Consider the following 18,797-nt stretch of genomic DNA (forward strand, 5'->3'; position numbering starts at 1 on the left):
CCTCCTCGCCAAGGAGCCCACATGATCCGCCGCCTCATCCCCGCGGTCGCCGTAGTGGCGCTGCTGGTGGGATGTTCCAACGAAGCCGACCCGTCCAGACCTGTCGGCGACGCCACCCCCGGCACTCTCCGCGTCCTCGCGGGCAGCGAACTGGCCGACCTCCAGCCGATCCTCGACGAGGCCGCCAAGGCCACCGGCATCAGCGTCAAGTTCAGCTTCAGCGGCACCGTCGAGGGCGCCGAGAAGGTCGCGAGCGGCACCGCCGAACAGGGCTTCGACGCCGTCTGGTTCTCCTCCAACCGCTACCTGGAACTCGTGCCGGAGGCCCAGAAGCGGCTCGGCACCCCGACCAAGGTGATGTCCTCCCCCGTCGTGCTGGGCCTGCCCGCCGCGAAGGTCGCGGAACTGGGCTGGGACGGCAGGCGCGTCGGCTGGGCCGAGATCGCCGCGGCGGCCGGGGCGCGGAAGTTCACCTACGGCATGACCGATCCGTCCGCCTCCAACTCCGGGTTCTCCGCACTGGTGGGCGTCGCGGCCGCGTTGTCCGGGTCGGGCTCCGCGCTGGACGCGGCGAAGATCGACGCCGTGGCGCCGCAGCTCAAGCAGTTCTTCTCGGCCCAGACGCTGTCGGCGGGGTCGTCCGGCTGGCTGTCGGAGGCCTACCAGCGCCGAGCCAGGGGTGAAGATCCCGGGGCCGAAGTGGACGGTCTGATCAACTACGAGTCGGTGCTGCTGTCGTCGCCCGACCCGTTGACGCTGGTCTACCCGAGCGACGGCGTGGTGACGGCGGACTATCCGCTCACGCTGCTCACGTCGGCGTCCTCGGAAGCCCGTCAGGCGCACCAGAAGCTCTCCGAGTACCTGCGCGGCGCGGACGTTCAGCGCAGGATCATGGACACCACGCACCGCCGACCGGCCGTGCCGCAGGTGCGGCCGGACGCCAAGTTCACCGTGCGGGACCTGGTCGAACTGCCGTTCCCCGGCAGCCAGTCCGCTGTGGACGGTCTGATCACCACGTACTTCGACCAGCTGCGACGCCCGTCGCGCACGCTCTACGTGCTCGACACGTCCGGATCCATGCAGGGCGACCGCATCGACGGCCTGCGCCAGGCGCTGGTCGGGTTGACCGGGGCCGACGAGTCGCTCGCCGGCAGGTTCAGCCGGTTCCACGGCCGCGAGCAGGTGACGTTGCTGCCGTTCAGCAGCAGCGCACGGCCCGCGGTGAAGTACGAGGTGCCGCAGGACGATCCGCGCCCGATCCTCGACCAGATCCGGAACACCGCCACGTCACTCGACGCGGCCGGCGGCACGGCGATCTACAGCAGCCTGCGCGGCGGCTACGACGTGTTGCGCCAGCAGATCGACGCCGACCCCGACCGCTTCACGTCGATCGTGCTGATGACCGACGGCGAGAACACCGGCAGCGAGGACGTCACCGACTTCCAGCTGTTCCACCGGGGTTTGCCGCAGAACCTCAAGGGCATCCCGATCTTCCCGGTGCTGTTCGGCGAGAGCGCCACGGCCGAGATGGAACAGGTGGCGAAGATGAGCGGCGGCAAGGTGTTCGACGCCCGCAACCGCTCGCTGTCGTCCGCCTTCAAGGAGATCCGTGGCTATCAGTAGACATCTCGGCTCCTGGAAGAACCTCGCCGGCTGCACGGGCGGGCTGATCGGCCTCGGCCTGCACTTCGCCGGACTGGCCGGCTCCTACTGGGTCCTGGTCGTGATCGGCCTCTACGGCGTGGGAGCCCTGGTCGCGCCGCCCGAGCGCGTCACGCTGGTGACCGACCCGGTGGAGGAAGCCGGCGCACTGCGGTCCGAACTGGACGCGCTGGTCGAGCGGGTCCGGGGATTCCGGGTGCCGGACGAGGTCGCGCCGAGGTTCGCGGAGATCGCCGAGGTCCTGCGCGGCATGCTGGACCGCCCGCGTGAGCTGCGCGCCGACCCGGACGCGCTGCACGCCGTGACCCGGCTCGTCGGCACCGACCTGCCGCTGTCCGTGCAGACCTACCTGAACCTGCCGTGGTGGTACGCCGCCGCACGTGGCTCGGGCGCGGAACTGGTGCGGCAGCTGGACCTGCTGCACGCCGACGCCGTCCGGACCGCGGAACGGTTCCACGCGGCCGACGCGCAACGGCAGGCAGACCACACCCGCTACCTCGAAGACCGCGGGTAGCCTCGGGATCATGCGGTACGTGCGGGTTTCACGGACGAGAACGGCAAATCGGCCTTCGAGGACGTCGACGTACAAGGCACACCAACGGTCACGGTCGAGGGCGTGCCACCGCTGCTCGTCTCAGGCCCGTTTCCCGCGGCCTCGATGCTGGTCGTCGAACAACCGTCCGGCGGCACACCGGAGTGGGAACTCCACGTCGCCCCGCGCAGGCAGTGGCTGATCGTGCTGACCGGACGAGCCGCCGTCACGGTGTCGGACGGCGAGCGGCGCGAGTTCGGCGCGGGCGCGTTGCTGTCCTTTGAGGACACCGAGGGCGAAGTTCACCTCTCCACGCCTCTGACGGACGACCTGTCGTACGCGATGTTCCCGCATCAGCCCGCGTGACCCAGCGGCGGGCCATGCCCGCTCACGGCCCATACCGATCCGCTGTTCGTATCAACGCACTTCCCACTGCGTGTCGACCGCGTACGTGCCGGTCGCCGCCCTCCGCTAGGTTGCCCCAGTCCTGGCTGAAGAAGTGCATTCGAGGGTGAAGCGGTGCTGGTGCCGGAGTCGGCGTTCGAACGGGCGAAACTGGGCTCTGGGCAGCTCGTCGCGGTCAACCGGCCGCCGGGCGCCGAACGGACGCAGTACCTGGTCCAGGCCGTGGAGCAGGCTCAGGCGCAGGGGCTTGCCGTCGTCTGGACGACCTGTCGCGCGGACGCTCCCGCGTACTGGCCGTGGCACGCCGTCCTCGCCGGTCTGGGCGGCGACGCGGCGGCGCTGGACGCCGGCCCCGAGGTCTGCGCGCGGAAGGTCGTCGACGTCCTCAGGCGCACGCCCGCGTTGATCCTGATGGACGACGTCGACGTGGCAGGCGAAGAGGCTTTCCAGCTGACGCGACTGGTGGCCGGGACCGTCCACCAGTTGCCCGTGGTCATCGTTGTCACCTCCACCGGCACGACCGCGCTGGACGACGCGGTCCGGCTCGTCGAACGGGCGCACGCCGTGCTGGCCAGGGGCCGGATCACCGAGGCACGTGACCTGCTCGACCAAGCCGCCCGCGACGGCGATCCGGAGGCGGCACTGGGGCTGCCGGGCATGTGGGTCAACAAGTTCCGCGGCCGGGCCGACCGCGCGCTGGCGCTCGCCCGGCTGCGCGAGGCCGTCGCCGCACAGCCGCCCGAACCGCTGCGCACCCGGCTGGTCACGAGGCTGGCGGCCGAACAGGCCTACGACCGGCGCGAGACCGAGTGCGTGCTGGAAGCGCTGGAGCAGGCCAGGAACACCGGTGACCAATTGACCTTGGCCGAGGCCTTGTCGTTGGCACATCACGCGTTGTGGTCACCGGAGCACACGGCCTTCCGGCTGGCGCTGGCCGACGAGCTCATCTCCGTGGCGTCGGCGGCGGGGCTGGACCTGTTGGCGCTCAGCGGTCTGTGCCGCCGCACGATGGACCTGTTCTGCCTGGGAGACCCACACGCGGAACGGTCGCAGGTCGAACTGGCGCGGCGGGCGTCCGGGTATCCGGGGCTGCTGTTCTTCCACGCCGCGATCGACGTCATGCGCACGATCCGGGCCGGCCGGTTCGCCGAGGCCGAGCAGAAGTCCCTGGCCTGTCTGCGACTCGGGCTCGAAGCGGGCGACGTGGACGCGGAGACGTTCCACAGCACGCACCTGTTCGCGATCCGCTGGTTGCAGGGCCGCGGCGGCGAACTCGTCGACCTGGCCGAGCAGGTCACGCACTCCCCCACGCTGCCGGACCTGGAGTTCAGCTTCGAGGCCGCGCTCGCGCTGCTGGCACTCGAAGCGGGCCAACGGGATCGCGCACGGTCGGCGTTGCACCGGCTGACCATCAACGGACTCACCGCGGTTCCGTTGTCCAGCACCTGGATCACGTGCCTGTTCTGCGTGGTGCACGTGGCCGCGGCGCTGGGCGAGGCCGACATCGCGCGGGAGGCCTACCGGCTGCTCGGACCGTTCGCGCCGCTACCGGTCGTGCCGGCCACCGCGATCGTCTGCTTCGGCTCGACCGAACTGCTGCTGGGCATCGCCGCCACGACGTTCGGCGAGCCCGCGCTCGCCACCGGGCACCTGGAACGCGCTGTCACCACCAACATCCGGCTCGGCAACCTGCCGATGACCGCCTACGCCCGCGCCACGCTGGCCCAGACCGTCGGCGGCGAGCGGGGCAGGGCGTTGTTCGACGTCGCCATCCGCGACGCGAACGTGATCGGCATGACCGCGCGCGCCGCGATGTGGGCGCAGGCCCGCGACGGGCTGTCCGGCCGGATCGTGATCCGCAAGGAGAACGCGTGGTGGATCGTCTCCCACCAGGGCAGGGAAACGCGCGTCGAGGACCTCGTCGGCATGCGCTACCTCGCGCGGCTCGTGGCCGATCCGGGCGTAGAGATCGCCGCGCTGGAACTCGTCGGCGGGCAGGACAGCGGCAACCAGCCGGTGCTCGATCCCGTGGCCCGCGCCGCCTATCTCACACGCATCCGCGACCTTCGCGCGCAGCTCGACGACAACCCGACGCCGCGCGCCGAAGCCGAACTGGAGGCGTTGCTCAGCCACCTCGAACGCGAGACCGGCATGGGTGGTCGTGGCCGGAACTTCGCGGGCCCGGCCGAACGCGCCAGAACCGCTGTGCGCAAGGCGATCCGCCGCGCCATCGACACGATCGCGGCGACCGAGCAGCCGACGGCGGACGCGCTGCGCAAGGCCGTGACCACGGGCTATCACTGTTCGTACCAGCCCGACTGATCTTGACCACCGCGCGGCAACCGGTTGGCCACCGAGGGCCCGCAGACTTCGGGGCAAGGGGAGAACAGGTTCTTCGGGGGGAGAACCGGATCGTGGCTCGCGCCCCCCAGGGCGAGCCACGATCCAGCTCCGCGGCTCGCACCCCCGACACGAGTCGCGGAGCCCCTACCCCGCCAGAACGGCGGCCTCCCTGCGCCGCAACGCCGAGCCGGGTTCCATGCCGAACTCCTCGACGAGCAGCGCCCGCACCCGCCGGTAGGTGCGCAGCGCGTCACCGGCGCGGCCCGCCCGGTGCTGGGCCTCCATCAGCAGCTCCCACAACGACTCCCGCAGCGGGTAGAGCGCGACGAGCCGTTCGAGCTGGGTGATCGCCTCGGCGTACCGGCCGTCCAGGCACAGCGCCGCCGCCTGGTTCTCCTCCGCGAACGCCAGCGCCTCCCGCAGCCGCACGATCTCCGCGCCCGCCCAGCCCTCGACCGGGCAGTCCGCCAGCGGATCACCGCGGTGCAACGCCAGCGCCTCCGCGTACCTGCCGCACCGCAGGTGCTCGTCGAACTCCTCGACGTCGACCACGACCTGCGTGACGTCGAGCAGGTAGCCGGGTTCGCGCGTCAGCACCACGCCGTCCGCGCCGGCCAGCTCCAGCGCTCTTCGGACCTTCGCGACGTGCCCCTGCAGGGTCTTGGTCCCCGTGGGCGGCACGTCCTCGCCCCACAGGCCGTCGACCAGCGCCGACCTCGACACCAACCGGCCGGTCCGCAACGCCAGCAACGCGAACACGGCCCGCCGCCGTGCCCCGGTGAAGTGCACCGGCCCGTTCGGTCCGCGCACCTCGAGCGGCCCGAGCAGCCGCACCTCGATCTTCATCACCATTCCCCTCCCCTTGGACACAGGTAGAGGCGTGCCACGGGTGTGCCGCGCCGCGTCACATCACAGCGCCATAACCTAGAGGTAACAGCACGGTATACCGACCGACCACTCGGTCGGTGGTTCTGGTCTGCTCGGACGCATGGACACCCAGGAAGCGATTGCCCGGCTGGACCTGCCGCGGAAAGTCCGGTTGCTGACCGGTTCCGCGCTGTTCGCGCTGCACCCGGAGCCGGAGATCGGGCTGGCGTCGCTGAAGGTGTCCGACGGCCCGACGGGTGTCCGCGGCGCCGAACTGCGCGGCGGCACGATCGCCTGCGTGCTGCCGAACGCCACGTTGCTCGCCCAGCACTGGGACCCGGCGCTGGCCCGCGAGGTCGGCGAGGTGCTCGCGGACGAGGCGGCGGCACAACAGGTCCACGTCGTGCTCGGCCCGACGATCAACCTCCACCGCACGGCGCTCGGTGGCCGGCTGTTCGAGGCCTACAGCGAAGATCCGCTGCTGACGGGCGTGATCGCGGCCGCGTACGTGCGGGGTTTGCAGGACAAGGGCATCGCGGCGACGCCGAAGCACTACGTGGCCAACGAGTCCGAGACCGAGCGGCGCACGGCGAGCATGGTCCTGGACGAGAAGACGTTGCGCGAGATCTACCTGCTGCCGTTCGAGATCGTCGTCGAGGACTCCGCGCCGTGGGCGATCATGGCGGCCTACAACCTGGTCAACGGCGTCCCCGCGACCGAGCACACCCAACTGGTCGAGGGCGTGCTGAAGGGCGAGTGGGGTTTCGACGGCCTGCTGATGTCCGACTGGTTCGCCACGAAGTCCACGGCGGCCAGCGCGAACGGCGGCCTCGACCTGGTCATGCCCGGTCCCGGTGGACCGTGGGAGGACGACCTGGTCGCGGCCGTGAAGGCCGGCGAGGTCGCCGAGTCGACCATCGACGACCACCTGGGCCGCCTGCTGCTTCTCGCGTCGCGGACCGGGGCGTTGGGCGAGCAACGCTCCTGGCCGCAGGACCTGCCCGCGCCCGACAGCGAGGTGCGCCGCGAGCAGTTGCGGAGGTTCGCGGCAGGTGGCATGACCGTGCTGAAGAACTCCGGCGTGCTGCCGTTGCAGGATTCCAGCGTCGCGCTGATCGGGCGGCACGCGATCGACACCGTCGCCCAGGGCGGCGGTTCGGCCGGGGTGCGGCCGCCGCACGTCATCAGCATCGCGGACGGTCTGGCCTCACAGCTCGGCTCAGCGGTGTCCGTTGTGGACGGTGTGGAGGTCCGGCTCCGGTACGCCGCTCCCGGTCCCGGGGTGCTCAAGGACATTCGCGCCACGACGTACGACGCTGATGGCGAAGTGCTGGCCTCGCGCGAGATGGAGATCGCCGAGCTCGCGGCGTACGGCGGATGGGCGCAGGGCGCGGCGTCGATCGAGGTGTCCGGCGAGGTCGTGCTGGACGAGCCGACGCGGATGCTGATCGGGGTGCGCGGGTTCGGCGACTGGACGCTGGACGTCGCCGGCCGCCGGTACGCCACGCTTCTGGCCTGGGCCAACGGCATCGTCGAGGAGGCGCTGCTGAAGCCACCGCACTGGACGGCCGAGGTCCTGCTGTCGCCCGGCGACCGGATCACGGCCCGTGTCCGCGAGGCCAGCGCGCTGGTCGGCCTGATCACCCAGCCGGTCCCCCGCGCTCCCGCCGACGCGATCGGTGCCGCGGTGCGGGCCGCGCGTGAGGCCGACGTGGCGGTCGTGGTCGTCGGACTCACCGAGGAGCAGGAGACCGAGGGCTTCGACAAGACCACGCTCGCGTTGCCCGGCGAGCAGGACGCACTGGTCGCGGCAGTGGCGGCGGCCGCAAAGCGCACGGTGGTCGTGGTGAACGCCGCCACGCCCGTGCTCATGCCGTGGCTCGCGCAGGTCGACGCCGTGCTGTGGGCGGGACTGCCCGGTCAGGAAGCCGGTGACGCCGTCGCGGCCGCGTTGCTCGGCCACGTCGAACCGGCCGGGCGACTGGTCACGACGTTCCCGCGCGCCGACTCCGACGCGTTGCCGCTGATTCCGTCCAACGGCGAACTGGTGTACTCGGAAGGAACCGCGATCGGCTACCGCGGTGCGAGCGATCCGTTGTTCTGGTTCGGCCACGGACTCGGCTACACGACCTGGGAGTACGGTGCCGCCTCGCGGTCCACTGTGGACGGCGTGCTCGACTCGGTGTCGGTGGAGCTCACCAACACCGGTGAACGGGCCGGCCGCGAGGTCGTGCAGGTCTACCTCCGCCCGCGAGACGAGACGGTCCGTCTCGTCGGGTTCGCCGTGGCCGATGTCGAGGCAGGTCAGAGCACAAGGGTCGAGGTGCTGTGCGACCCGCGGGCCCAACGGGTGTGGGCGGACGGCTGGCAGCCGGTCGGCGGCGGCGAGGTGCTGATCGCACGCGGGCTCGGCGACGTCCGCGTTACCCTGCCCGCTGATCAGGAGTGAGGTGACGCCGTGTCGGTCCCGCCCCGGTACCGGGCCAAGTCGCGGGTGGACGTCTCCGGTGAGGAATCCAGGGCCAAAGCCGTGGCCGTGGCGACCGAACTGTTCGCGCTGACCGGTTTCAAGGGAACCTCGGTGGCGGCCGTGGCGGCGAAGACGGGTCTGTCGCAGTCCGGTCTGCTGCACCACTTCCCGAGCAAGGCAGTGCTGCTGACCGCCGTGCTGGAGGAACGAGACCGGCAGGACGGCGAATTCCTCGCGGGAAGTGCGGGTCCGCCGCTGGGCTGGGCGGCGTTCGACGCGCTGGCCGCCCTGGTGGCGCGCAACTCGGCGCGGCCGCACCTGGTCGGCCTGTTCGTGCGACTGGCCGCCGAGGCGACCGAACCCGCCCATCCCGCGCACGCGTGGGTGCGGGAGCACTACAGCGGATTGCAGCGATGGCTGGCCGCTGCCGTGCGTTCAGGACAGGAAGACGGCGAGATCGCGGCGGACGCCCCGGTCGGTTCGATCGTGCGCACGACCATCGCGGTGATCGACGGACTGCAGCAGCAGTGGCTGCTCCAACCGGACGAAGTGTCGATGACGGCCGAATTCGAGGCGTTCACAGGAACTCTGCGCGCCCGCTGGGCTCGCTGAGAGCCCGAACGCAAGGTGGTGGCCCGGTTCAGTCTGGGGGACCCGTCCGGGCCACCGGTCTTGCGAAAGGTGGCCGACGTGTGCGGTGACTTTCACACGCCGGCCGGGTTCTGGGGGAACCAGATCCGGTAACTGCGCCGACCCCCACTCCCGGGAGTTTCTCGGGCCCGGCGGCGCAGGTACCGGTTCTGGACACAAAGATGACAGGGGGCGTGCACAGATTTCGCCCAGGCCGTGCACAGACCGTCAGGAAGTGCGCGAGGATGGCTGTGCACCCCAACGCCTGGATCATCGAGGAGCGATATACCCGTGGAGTTCCTGCTGCTCGGTTCGCTGGCGGTACGGCGGACGGGCACACTGCTGGAGCTGGGCGGACCCCGGCAGCGCGCGGTGCTCACCATGCTGTTGCTGCACGCGAACGAGGCGGTCAGCGTCGCACAGCTGACGGAGGCGGTCTGGGATTCGCCGCCGGTGTCGCCCGAGTCGAACCTGCGCACGTACGTCGCCGGGTTGCGCAAGGTCCTCGGTGAACGGCTGATCACGCATCCCGGCCACGGCTACCAGCTCGTGGTCGACCCCGGCGAACTGGACCTCGACGCGTTCGACCAGCTCGTCCGCGAGGGCGAGAACGCCCTGGCGGACAACGACTCGGAAGCGGCCGCGGACCTCTTCGGGCAGGCGCTGGGCCGGTGGCACGGCATCCCGACCGCCGAGCTCAACGCGGGACCGTTGCTGCGCGCCGAGTTCACCCGAATCCAGGAACGCCGCCTCACCGCCGTCGAGCGGTTCGCCAAGACCTCGCTGGAACTCGGCCGGTTCGACGACGTGATCGACCGGCTGCGGCGGGAGACCGCGCTGCACCCGTTGCGCGAGGAGCTCTGGGCGCAGCTGATGCTGGCGCTGGATCGCTCGGGCCGTCGCAGCGAGGCGCTGGAGGCCTTCGCGACGGCCCGCAGGCACGTGGTCGAGCAGATCGGCGTCGAGCCGGGCGCGCGGTTGCGCCAGTTGCAGCAGGTGATCCTCGAAAGCCGGGTGCCCTCGCCCGCGGCTTTGAACGCGCATCGCCAGCTGCCGATGGACATCGCCGAGTTCACCGGCCGGGAGTCCGAGCTGCGGCGGCTGTGCGAGCCGGGACCGCAGACCACCGTCGTGATCTCCGCGATCGAGGGCATGGCCGGTGTCGGCAAGACGAAGCTGGCCGTCCGTGCGGCCCACCGGCTCGTTCAGCGTTTCCCGGACGTGCAACTGTGGGCCGACCTGCACGGCTTCGACGCCGACGAACTGCCCGCGGACCCGTCCGCCGTGCTGGAGAGCTTCCTGCGGCTGCTCGGCGTGCCCGGCGGCCAGATCCCGGCCTCGCTGGAGGAACGGGCCGCGCTCTACCGCGACCGGCTGACGGACAAGCGCGCGTTGGTGCTGCTCGACAACGCAGCCGGCGAGGACCAGGTGCGGCCGTTGCTGCCGGGCAGCTCCACCTGCATGGTGCTGATCACCAGCCGCCGCACGCTGCTGCGGCTGGACGGCGTGCAGTCGCTGTTCCTCGACGTCTTCACGCCCGGCGAGGCGCTCGCGCTGTTCTCCAGGATCGCCGGCGAGGACCGCGTGCAGGCCGATCGCGAAGCCGCGGAACGGATCGCGGAGCTCTGCGGGCACCTGCCGATCGCCGTCGCACTGGCAGCCAAGCGCCTAGCTCGTCGTCCACAGTGGACGATGCGGGACCTGGTGGACCAGCTCGAACGGGGAGGCGGTCTCGGTGTCCGGGGCGTGTTCGACCTCTCGTACCAGGCGCTGCCGGACAACCAGAGGCGCCTGTTTCGACTCCTCGGACTCCATCCGGGAGAGGACTTCTCCGCCGACTCGGCCGCCGCGCTCGCCGGACTGACCCCGCACGAGGCCGGCGACCTGCTGGAGACGTTGCTCGACGAACACCTGTTGCAGCAACACACCCCAGGCCGCTACGGCCTGCACGACCTGCTGCGCACGTACGCCGTCGAGCAGGTCACCGCCGCCGAACCGCCGCCCGCCCGTGCGTTGGCGCGGCGCCGCGTGCTCGACTGGTACGTGCACACGTCGTGGCAGAGCGCGCAGCAGCTCAACCCGCAGCGCAAGCTGGACATCAGCCCCGCGGACCCGGTCGTGCACGCACGTTCGTTCGCCGACCGCGACGCCGCTCTGCTGTGGTGCGACACCGAACGCGCGAACCTGGTCGCGGCGGTGCGGGACGCCGCCGGTCACGAGCTGCCGGAGCACTGCTGGAGCCTGGCTCAATGTCTGTGGGACTTCTTCAACCTGCGCAAGCACTGGGCGGACTGGCTCGACACGCACAGCGTCGCGCTGGCCGCCGCACGCTCGGTCGGTGACCGCAGCGCCGAGGGCAGGATGCTGATCACACTGGGCATCGCGCTGCGCGAGGTCCGGCGGCACGAGGAGTCCATCGAGTGCAACCAGCAGGCGCTCGCGATCTTCCGCGCGACCGGCGACAAAGCCCGTCAGGAACCGGCTCTCAACAACCTCGGCATCGTCTACATGGTGACGGGCCGGCCCGAGGACGCGCTGGCGTGCTACGAGCAGTCCGCCGAGATCGCGCGTGAGCTGGGCAACCTGCACTCGGAAGCCGTGACGCTGAACAACATCGCGCTGCTGCACGCCGACGCGGGCCGGTTCGACGTCGCGCTGGCGAGGTACCTGCGGGCGTTGGAGATCCGCAAGGACATCAAGGACCCGTACAGCGAGGCGATCCTGCTCAACAACATCGGCGAGGTGTACCGGGGGCTGCTCGACTTCCCCGAGGCCGTGTCGTACGTCGACCGGGCGCTGGAGACGTTCCGGGCGATCGGCGACCTCTACGGGCAGGCCGAGTCGCTGGACAACCTCGGGCTGGCGCTGGACGGGCTCGGCGACCGCCGTGGCGCGGAGAAGTGCTGGCTGGAGTCCGTGACGTTGTTCGAGGAGCTGGGCGAGCCCAAGGCCGACGAGGTCCGCGCGCGTCTGTAGTCCGTGCGATCAAGCAAAGCGCGATCCGTGCCGTATCGCGTTTCTTCAGCCTGGCTGAACAGCCCCTGGGCGAGTTCAACAACAACTGAAGACGTGAGGACACGGCATGAAGGATCTCTCTTTCGACCCTGACGACCTGGAGCTCGGCGACCTCGCGGTCACCTCCCTGCGCGACTCGGTCGCGTTGCCGGAGTCCGGTGCCTCCGGAGGCGCCTCGTCGTGCTCGTGTGGCAGCTCGTCGTGCAGCAGCTGCACCCAGCCTCCCGTCCAGAACGCATGAGCGATCGCGTGCAGGGAGAAACAGCGCCATACGCACTCGTGCGCCTGGCGGCCCTGCCGCACCCGGACGGCGCTGCGGCGGCAGCGCCGTTCCGGCGGGCGGTGGAGACGTTGGCGGCGCTCGAAGCCTCGCTGCTGTCACTGGCCGGCCCGGTGTCGGACCTGCTGCACGACAGCGTCGGCACGCACTCCGACTCCTACCACCGCACAGTCGTGCTGCCGTTGCGCCGTGACGTCCACAACGGACGGTCGCCGCGGCCTTCGCTTCGCTCGGAGGCCGATGGGCTGGTCTCGCGGTTTCCGCAGCTGGGCGAGTGGTTGTCGGCCATGGATCACCGCGCTGAGGTGACCGCGGAGATCGATCAGCTGCTGCCGGACGCGCTCGCCGCCGAACGCGAGGTGCTCGCGTCGTTGTGCGGCACCGAGTCCCTGCGGAAGGCCGCCGTCTTCAGCGGCCGCGACCTCTGGCAGGGGCTCGCCCGCGCCGGTGCCGGGGACAAGCGCTCCCGCAAGGCCGAACCCACCGTGCTGCGCTACGCCCTGCGCGCGACGTCGAAGACCAGTCCCCTGTCCTGGTACGCGGCGGTCGGCTGGGCCACCTGGTCCCCCGACGCCCCCACGCCGGACTTCGGCACAGCGGTCGCCGTCACGCGGGTCAGCCAGGTGCTGCTGACCCGGCTGATCGCCGCGCTGCTCGCCGATCGCGGCCACCTCTTCGACCACCCCCACCGCCTAGCGCCCGACGTGCACGCCGACGGTGGCCAGGTGAAGTTCCGCCGCGACGTTCCCGCCCGCGGACCGCTGCGCGCCAGCGTCGGCATCGAGGAGGACGTCGAACTGGCGTCCAGCCCGCCGCTGCAGTTCCTGATCGGCCTCACCGGCGCCAACCCCAAGGGCATCAGCCCCGCCGAGCTCGCCAGCGCCCTCGCGACCCGGCTGCCCGACGGCGAGTCCGACCGCGCGCAGCACTACGTCGCGTTGCTGCTCGACATCAAGCTCCTCGTACCGGTGCTGCCCGCCGACCCGCAGGACCCCGAGGCCTGTCCCGCGCTGGCCTCGTGGCTGCGCGACACCGGCAGGCCCGAGCTCGCCGACCGGGTGATCTCGATCTACCGGGACACCCTGGCGTTCGCCGACACCGGTGCTTCTGAACGGCCTGCCGCACTGGCCGCGCTGTTCGCGTCGTGGGAAGAGCTGGGCTCGGTCGTCGGCACGGAACTCGGTGACGTGACGCCGTTGAGCGAGGACGTCATTCTGCCGATGCCCGTTCGTCTTGGCCGCGAACACGGCTACGACGGCGTGCGATCACTGGCCGGTCTCACCCCGTTGCTGATGCTGTTCGACCGGCACCTCGCGATCCGGCGGCACTCCCGCGACCTGTTCGTCTCGGAGTTCGGTCACGGCGGCTCCGCTCGCCTCGCCGCCTGCGCGCCGTTGATGCACGAGGCCATGTCCGGCGTGCCGACCGGTGGTCTCGGCGCGAGCCGGGCCCAGGTCGCCGACCTGGTGCGGGACGGCGTGATCACCGACGAGGTCGTCACGGCCGCCGCGGACCTGCTGCCCGCGTGGATGAAGACCAGGCCGACCTCGTACTCCTTCTTCGCCCAGCCGTCACCGGACGGCCTGGTGGTGAACCACGTCTACGACGGCTTCGGCCGTTTCCCAGGCCGGTTCCTCGACCTGCTGCCACCCGAGGCGTACGCGACGGTTCGGGCCACTTTGGACGGTGTGTTCCCGCGCGGCTTCGTGGAGTACCGGCCGGTGCAGGGCTTCAACCCGAACCTGCACCCGCTGCTCGGCCGCGCGGAGATCGGCGAGGACCCGCACTGGGCCGACCACACCCCGGACGCCCTGGAAGTCTTCCACGACCAGCAGAACGACGAACTGCGACTGCGCCGCCGCGACAACGGCGCGGTGCTGGACGTGCTGTACCTCGGCTATCTCATGCCGATCTCGCTGCCCGACCGCGTCGCCGCCCTGTACTCCGATCTGACCTGCGGCGCGGCCGACCTCTCCCCTTTGCAGCCGGTGTCGTTGGACGGGGACGTGCGGGTCGCCGATCGGCTGCGCTACCGCGACGTCGTGCTCGGCCGCCGCTACTGGGACTTCCCGGCTTCTTCTTTGACGGAGCCGTTCTCGTCGGTGGCCGGCGCGACCGCGTTGCGCGCCCGCTACGGCATGCCCGCGGAACTGTTCGCGGGTATGGGCGGCGTCATCACCTCCCGCGAGGACTTCGAGGCCCGCGTGAACGGCCCGAAACCGCAGTACGCCGACCTCACCAACGCACTGCACCTGCGCTGCCTGCCGCGCCTGACGTCCCGCTACGGCGACCACGTCCGCCTCACCGAGGCACTCCCGGTCCCGTCCGGCCAGGTGCTCGAAGTGGTGGCGGAGACCTACCGGAGGGCCGGATGACCGACGTCGTCTGCTACTACCACGACCCGATCAAGGCCCCGCTGCTGCGCGACGGCGTCCTACCCGCCCTGGCCGCCGCCGAATCCACGTTCGCCGACGTCGTGGGCCACGTCGAACGCCACTGGCTGCACGGCCCGCACGTCCGCGTCGTGCTGTCCGGTCCGTCCGCCCCGACAGCGGCGTTGCTGGTGGCGACCCTGCTCCGTTCCTACCTGGCCGCGCATCCCTCCACAGTGGAGCTTTCGGAGTCCGAGCTGCTCGCTCACGCCGAGTCCGCGGCCGTGGCCGAGCTGCTGCTGCCGCCGTTCACCCCTTTCCACCCCAACAACTCCGTGCGCATCGAGCCGACGGACGACTCCCGCGCCCGCGCTTTCCTGCCCCCTGCTCACGTTTCGCTGCGCGCGGAAGGCCTCCGCCTGGGCCTGCCCGCGTTGCGCCACTCGCTGTCCGTGTCACGCCCGACACTCGCGTTGACCGCGATGGCCGTCCACGCGAGCCGCTACCCGGCCGGCCTGCAGTACGGCTACCACTCGTTCCTCTCCCACGTGGAAGACTTCCTGCTCGCCAGCGATCCCGACGGCACAATCCGGTCCAAACTGGACTCGATCTGGACCGCAAACGCTTCCGCCGCCTGCACTCTGGTCGAACAGGTAGCCCAGGGCCACCCCACCACGCACCTCGAAGCGGCCTGGCAGACCTGGACCATCGCCCTGCGCCTGACCGCCCAGGAACGCTACGACGCGGGCCTGCTCACCTCCGACCCCAACCCACGCCACGGCGAACGGGCCTACGAGGTCGGCGACCAGGACGCCATCCGCCGCTACAACTACGGCGAGCGAACGAAGTTCACCGACTACCACACCGCCATGTGGACCGTGGACCTCTCCGACCCGGCGATCGCCCGCTCGATGACCGTCTACCGCCTGGGCACCAACGTTCTCTACCAACTCCTGGCGATCTGCGACGTCACCCCGATGGAGCGCTACGCCGCCGCTCACCTCCTGGCCAACGCCGCACAGAAGGTCCTCGGCACCACCTGGGCCGAACAGTTCGCCGCCCTGCCGAAGGTGGGGTGACGCGCGTGCTCGTACGGCTGCGCCCAGTCGTCACCGCCACCCCGACCGCCGACGGCCTGCACCTGCGCGGCTGGGCGTCCAGCTGCACCCTCTCGGGCGGAACCGGCCTGTGGAAGGTGTGGCAACGCCTCGCTCCGCAGTTGGAGGCGGGAATCCCGCGGGCATCGCTGGAGGTGCCGCCCGACGCGGCTCCGGCCGTGCGGGCGGCGGTCTCGCTGATCCTGGACCAGTTGTGGGAGCACGACATGCTGGTCGAGATGCCGGCGTGGGGTACCGACATGCCCGCGCCGGAGGTGGCGGCCTGGCTGGAGTCCGCGGCCGCGGAACCGGTGGAGGCCTGGAGGCGGCTTCGGGCGGCCACGGTGATCGTGTCGGGACACGGGCCGCTGGAGCGCGCGGCTGTTCAGGCGGCGGAGGCGGTGGGGCTGGCGGTTCAGCGGTCAGGAACGGCCACAAAGGCACGTGAGCTTCAGGCCGGCAAGAACGAACCGACCCCGAAGGCACCCGAGCCCATCACCCCTCAGGCCGGCGAGAACCAGCCGACCACCGGGCTCCCCCGCGACAGCGACGCGGCCGTTCCCTCCACCAGCCGGGAACTCGTCATCTCCGCAGGCGACCTCATCGTCCAGGCGGGTTGTGGAACCGAAGCCGGCTATGTGCTCCCGTCCGCCCCCGAGGGTTTCACTTCACTCAACACTGAAGTGACTATGCGCACCGCCGCAAGACTGGGCATCACCGGCGAACCACCCGAGATCCTGGCCACCCTCATCGGATCCGCCGCCGTCCACCGCCTCGTCTGCGCCATCGCGGGCCTGCCCGACCCAGCCGCCGAGCTCGCCGACACCTACCCGATGGCCCTGGTGGCCCACGCGAGCCCACTCCGCGCCACTTATCACCCGCTTCTACAAGGCCCTCCCCCGTCAGACCCGTGGCAAGCCCTCGAAGCCCTGACAGACAGCGAACTGGGCCCGGTCGACACCCCTGAGTTCGGCCCTCTCCCCCAGGTGCCGGCCAACCTCGCCACCTCAGGCGACGCCCTCGGCATCGGCACCACCGCCGACGCCGCCCGTCTCAACGCCGCCCTCAACGCCCTCAAGACCGACGGCGTGATCGGCATCGATGAAACCCACGCCCGAGGCGCCGCACTGCGCCGGGCCGCACGCCATCACCGGGGCGAGCCGGCCGACGCGCACGAGTGGACCAGCGACCCGACCGCGCACCGCTGGTGGAAGGCGCTGACCGCGAGGTTCGGCGTCCCGGCGGTCGTCCGGGTCGAGCGTCTCGCACCGGGCGCGTACAAGGCAGAGGTCAGCAACGGCCGGCAGATCCTCGCGTGGGCCGTCGAGGCGACGGCCGCGGACGCGGTGGCCTTCGCCGCGCTCGCCGCCACGGGCCACGCCCAGGCAGGCCGCACCGGCACCGCCCACCTCAACGGCGCGGCACCCAGCAAGACCGCCGACAACCCCGGCTGGGTCACGAGGCAGTGGCAGTGGCCCGCCGACGTGCGAGACCGTGAAGAACGGCTCCAGCAGGCGATCGCGAGGCTGCCGGGCGTCCGGGTCGTCCCGCTCCGGCTCGACCCGGAACTCCGCGCCGCCGGTCTGAAGGCCTACCGATGACCCGCGTGGACGGCGGCCTGGTCCTCATCGGCCCGACCGCGAACGTCTGCGTCGACTGCGCCGAGAACGCACGGCTGGCAACCGCACGGGCGCCACGCCAGAACCTCCAGCTGGAAGGCCTGATCGCACCGGCGTTCCAGCCCCTGGTCACGGCACTCCAAGGCCGGGAACACGACACCGTGATCGCGATCCGCACCGACCTCGGACTGGTGTCCACTCACCGGATCGCACCCGGCACCTGCTGCGCTCCGGAATCCAGCACCGTCGAGGAAACCGCGACACCCCTGGGTGAACTCCGCACCCCGAACGACAAGACCACAGTGGACGGACTGAAAGACGCCGTGGTCGACTTCAGGCACGGACCGGTCACCGCGCTGTTCCGCACCGGAGACCTGCCTCTGGCCACGGTCACCGCCGAACTCGACTCCCACACCGCGGGCTACGGCCGCACGACGTCGTTCGACGAGGCCGAACGGGTCGCGATCTTCGAGGCGATCGAACGACTCAACGGCATGCGCCCCCGCGTCCCGAGCGCACTCGAAGCCTCGTTCGCCGAGCTGGGAGCGGACCAGGCACTCGACCCGGAAACCCTGGGCCTCAACGACTTCGGCGACACCTACCACCCGGACCTGAAGTTCCGCTGGACGCAGGGCTGGTCGTACACCCGGCGCAAGCCGATCCAGGTACCGGAGCAGGTCGCGTACTGGGCAGCGCACACGCCGCCAGAACAACGGTTCGTCCACGAGACGTCCAACGGTTGCGGGCTGGGCAACAGCCTGACCGAAGCCGTGCTGCACGGCCTGTTCGAGGTGGCCGAACGCGACGCGTTCCTGATGGCCTGGTACGCCCAAACGCCGCTGACCAGGATCAAGCTCCCACCGGACCCACTGCTGCACCACCTCACCGACCGGCTCGAAGAACTCGGCTACGAGCTCCTGTTCCTCGACGCCACCAACGACCTCGGCATCCCGGCAGTGCTCACCCTGGCCAGAACCACCAGAAAAGGCCTGCCCCAGGCGTTCTTCGCCGCGGGAGCCAGCCCGGACCCCACCAGGGCCATGCGGTCGGCAGCGGTCGAGGTCGCCGTGGACGTCGAGGCGTTCGCCGACCGCGCGCGAGAGAACCCCGAGGCCTACCAAAGAGAACGTCTGCTGACCCTGCTCCACGACCCGTCGCAGGTCAGAAGCATGGACGACCACGTCGCGGTCAACACCCTGCCGGAGGCGAGAGACCGATACGCGTCTCTGGTCAGCGACGAACCCCCGCAAGCCCTGAGCACCCAGCCCCACCACACCGATCTCAAGGAGCTGCTCGACCACTACGCGGAAGACCTGAAGAACAAAGGCCTGGAGCTGATCGCGGTCGACCAGTCCGACCCGCACACGGCGATCACCCTCGGGCTGCACTCCGCCAAGGTCATCGTGCCGGGAACGCTGCCCATGACGTTCGGCCACCTGCACCGCCGGACACACGGTCTTCCCCGCCTGAACCGCAAGGCCGGACATCCCCACCCGTTTCCCTGA

13 protein-coding genes are annotated in these 18,797 nt (G+C 70.7%); 12 read left to right on the forward strand and 1 reads right to left on the reverse strand.

The genetic code is table 11. From position 1 onward, the window contains the following. Positions 1-21: 21 nt before the first annotated feature. From SK854_RS10605 to SK854_RS10620, 4 genes are all read left to right on the forward strand, one after another. Positions 22-1,623 carry a vWA domain-containing protein gene (locus SK854_RS10605; protein WP_319974846.1) on the forward strand — a complete coding sequence of 534 codons (1,602 nt, stop codon included), beginning with the start codon at positions 22-24 and terminating at the stop codon, positions 1,621-1,623. Next, positions 1,610-2,176 (forward strand): hypothetical protein, encoded by a 567-nt coding sequence (locus tag SK854_RS10610; RefSeq protein WP_319974847.1) that lies wholly within the window; start codon positions 1,610-1,612, stop codon positions 2,174-2,176. The genes SK854_RS10605 and SK854_RS10610 overlap by 14 nt, the downstream gene beginning before the upstream one ends. Before the next feature lie 102 nt (positions 2,177-2,278). After that, positions 2,279-2,560 carry a cupin domain-containing protein gene (locus SK854_RS10615; RefSeq protein ID WP_319974848.1) on the forward strand — a complete coding sequence of 94 codons (282 nt, stop codon included), beginning with the start codon at positions 2,279-2,281 and terminating at the stop codon, positions 2,558-2,560. A gap of 153 nt (positions 2,561-2,713) precedes the next feature. Then, positions 2,714-4,921 carry a hypothetical protein gene (locus tag SK854_RS10620; RefSeq protein ID WP_319974849.1) on the forward strand — a complete coding sequence of 736 codons (2,208 nt, stop codon included), beginning with the start codon at positions 2,714-2,716 and terminating at the stop codon, positions 4,919-4,921. Between the two features lie 165 nt (positions 4,922-5,086). On the opposite strand, the gene SK854_RS10625 is transcribed toward SK854_RS10620, so the two are convergent. Then, the gene (locus SK854_RS10625) at positions 5,087-5,788 is read right to left on the reverse strand and encodes an AfsR/SARP family transcriptional regulator (protein ID WP_319974850.1); all 702 of its coding nucleotides are present in this window, start codon (positions 5,786-5,788) and stop codon (positions 5,087-5,089) included. A 142-nt stretch (positions 5,789-5,930) separates the two neighbouring features. On the opposite strand from SK854_RS10625, the gene SK854_RS10630 reads away from it, so the two are divergent. The 8 genes from SK854_RS10630 (at position 5,931) to SK854_RS10665 (ending at position 18,797) form a co-directional block, all read left to right on the forward strand. Continuing rightward, on the forward strand, positions 5,931-8,258 hold the full coding sequence (locus SK854_RS10630; protein WP_319974851.1) for a glycoside hydrolase family 3 protein: 2,328 nt from the start codon (positions 5,931-5,933) through the stop codon (positions 8,256-8,258). A gap of 9 nt (positions 8,259-8,267) precedes the next feature. After that, entirely contained in the window at positions 8,268-8,891 is a 624-nt protein-coding gene (locus tag SK854_RS10635; RefSeq protein WP_319974852.1) for a TetR/AcrR family transcriptional regulator, read from the forward strand. Positions 8,892-9,200: 309 nt separating this feature from the next. Then, positions 9,201-11,885 (forward strand): AfsR/SARP family transcriptional regulator, encoded by a 2,685-nt coding sequence (locus SK854_RS10640; protein ID WP_319974853.1) that lies wholly within the window; start codon positions 9,201-9,203, stop codon positions 11,883-11,885. A gap of 106 nt (positions 11,886-11,991) precedes the next feature. Further along, positions 11,992-12,165 carry a thiazolylpeptide-type bacteriocin gene (locus SK854_RS10645; protein WP_094030699.1) on the forward strand — a complete coding sequence of 58 codons (174 nt, stop codon included), beginning with the start codon at positions 11,992-11,994 and terminating at the stop codon, positions 12,163-12,165. Then, positions 12,162-14,579: a lantibiotic dehydratase gene (locus SK854_RS10650; protein ID WP_319974854.1), complete on the forward strand. Its 2,418-nt coding sequence runs from the start codon at positions 12,162-12,164 to the stop codon at positions 14,577-14,579. Before SK854_RS10645 ends, SK854_RS10650 begins: the two co-directional genes overlap by 4 nt. After that, positions 14,576-15,655, forward strand: coding sequence for a hypothetical protein (locus SK854_RS10655; RefSeq protein ID WP_319974855.1), 1,080 nt, complete (start codon positions 14,576-14,578; stop codon positions 15,653-15,655). The genes SK854_RS10650 and SK854_RS10655 overlap by 4 nt, the downstream gene beginning before the upstream one ends. Continuing rightward, on the forward strand, positions 15,652-17,274 hold the full coding sequence (locus SK854_RS10660) for a hypothetical protein (protein WP_319974856.1): 1,623 nt from the start codon (positions 15,652-15,654) through the stop codon (positions 17,272-17,274). The genes SK854_RS10655 and SK854_RS10660 overlap by 4 nt, the downstream gene beginning before the upstream one ends. Continuing rightward, positions 17,271-18,797 carry a YcaO-like family protein gene (locus SK854_RS10665; RefSeq protein ID WP_319974857.1) on the forward strand — a complete coding sequence of 509 codons (1,527 nt, stop codon included), beginning with the start codon at positions 17,271-17,273 and terminating at the stop codon, positions 18,795-18,797. The genes SK854_RS10660 and SK854_RS10665 overlap by 4 nt, the downstream gene beginning before the upstream one ends.

It is taken from the genome of Lentzea sokolovensis, from assembly GCF_033949975.1.
Taxonomy (GTDB): Bacteria; Actinomycetota; Actinomycetes; order Mycobacteriales; family Pseudonocardiaceae; genus Lentzea; species Lentzea sokolovensis.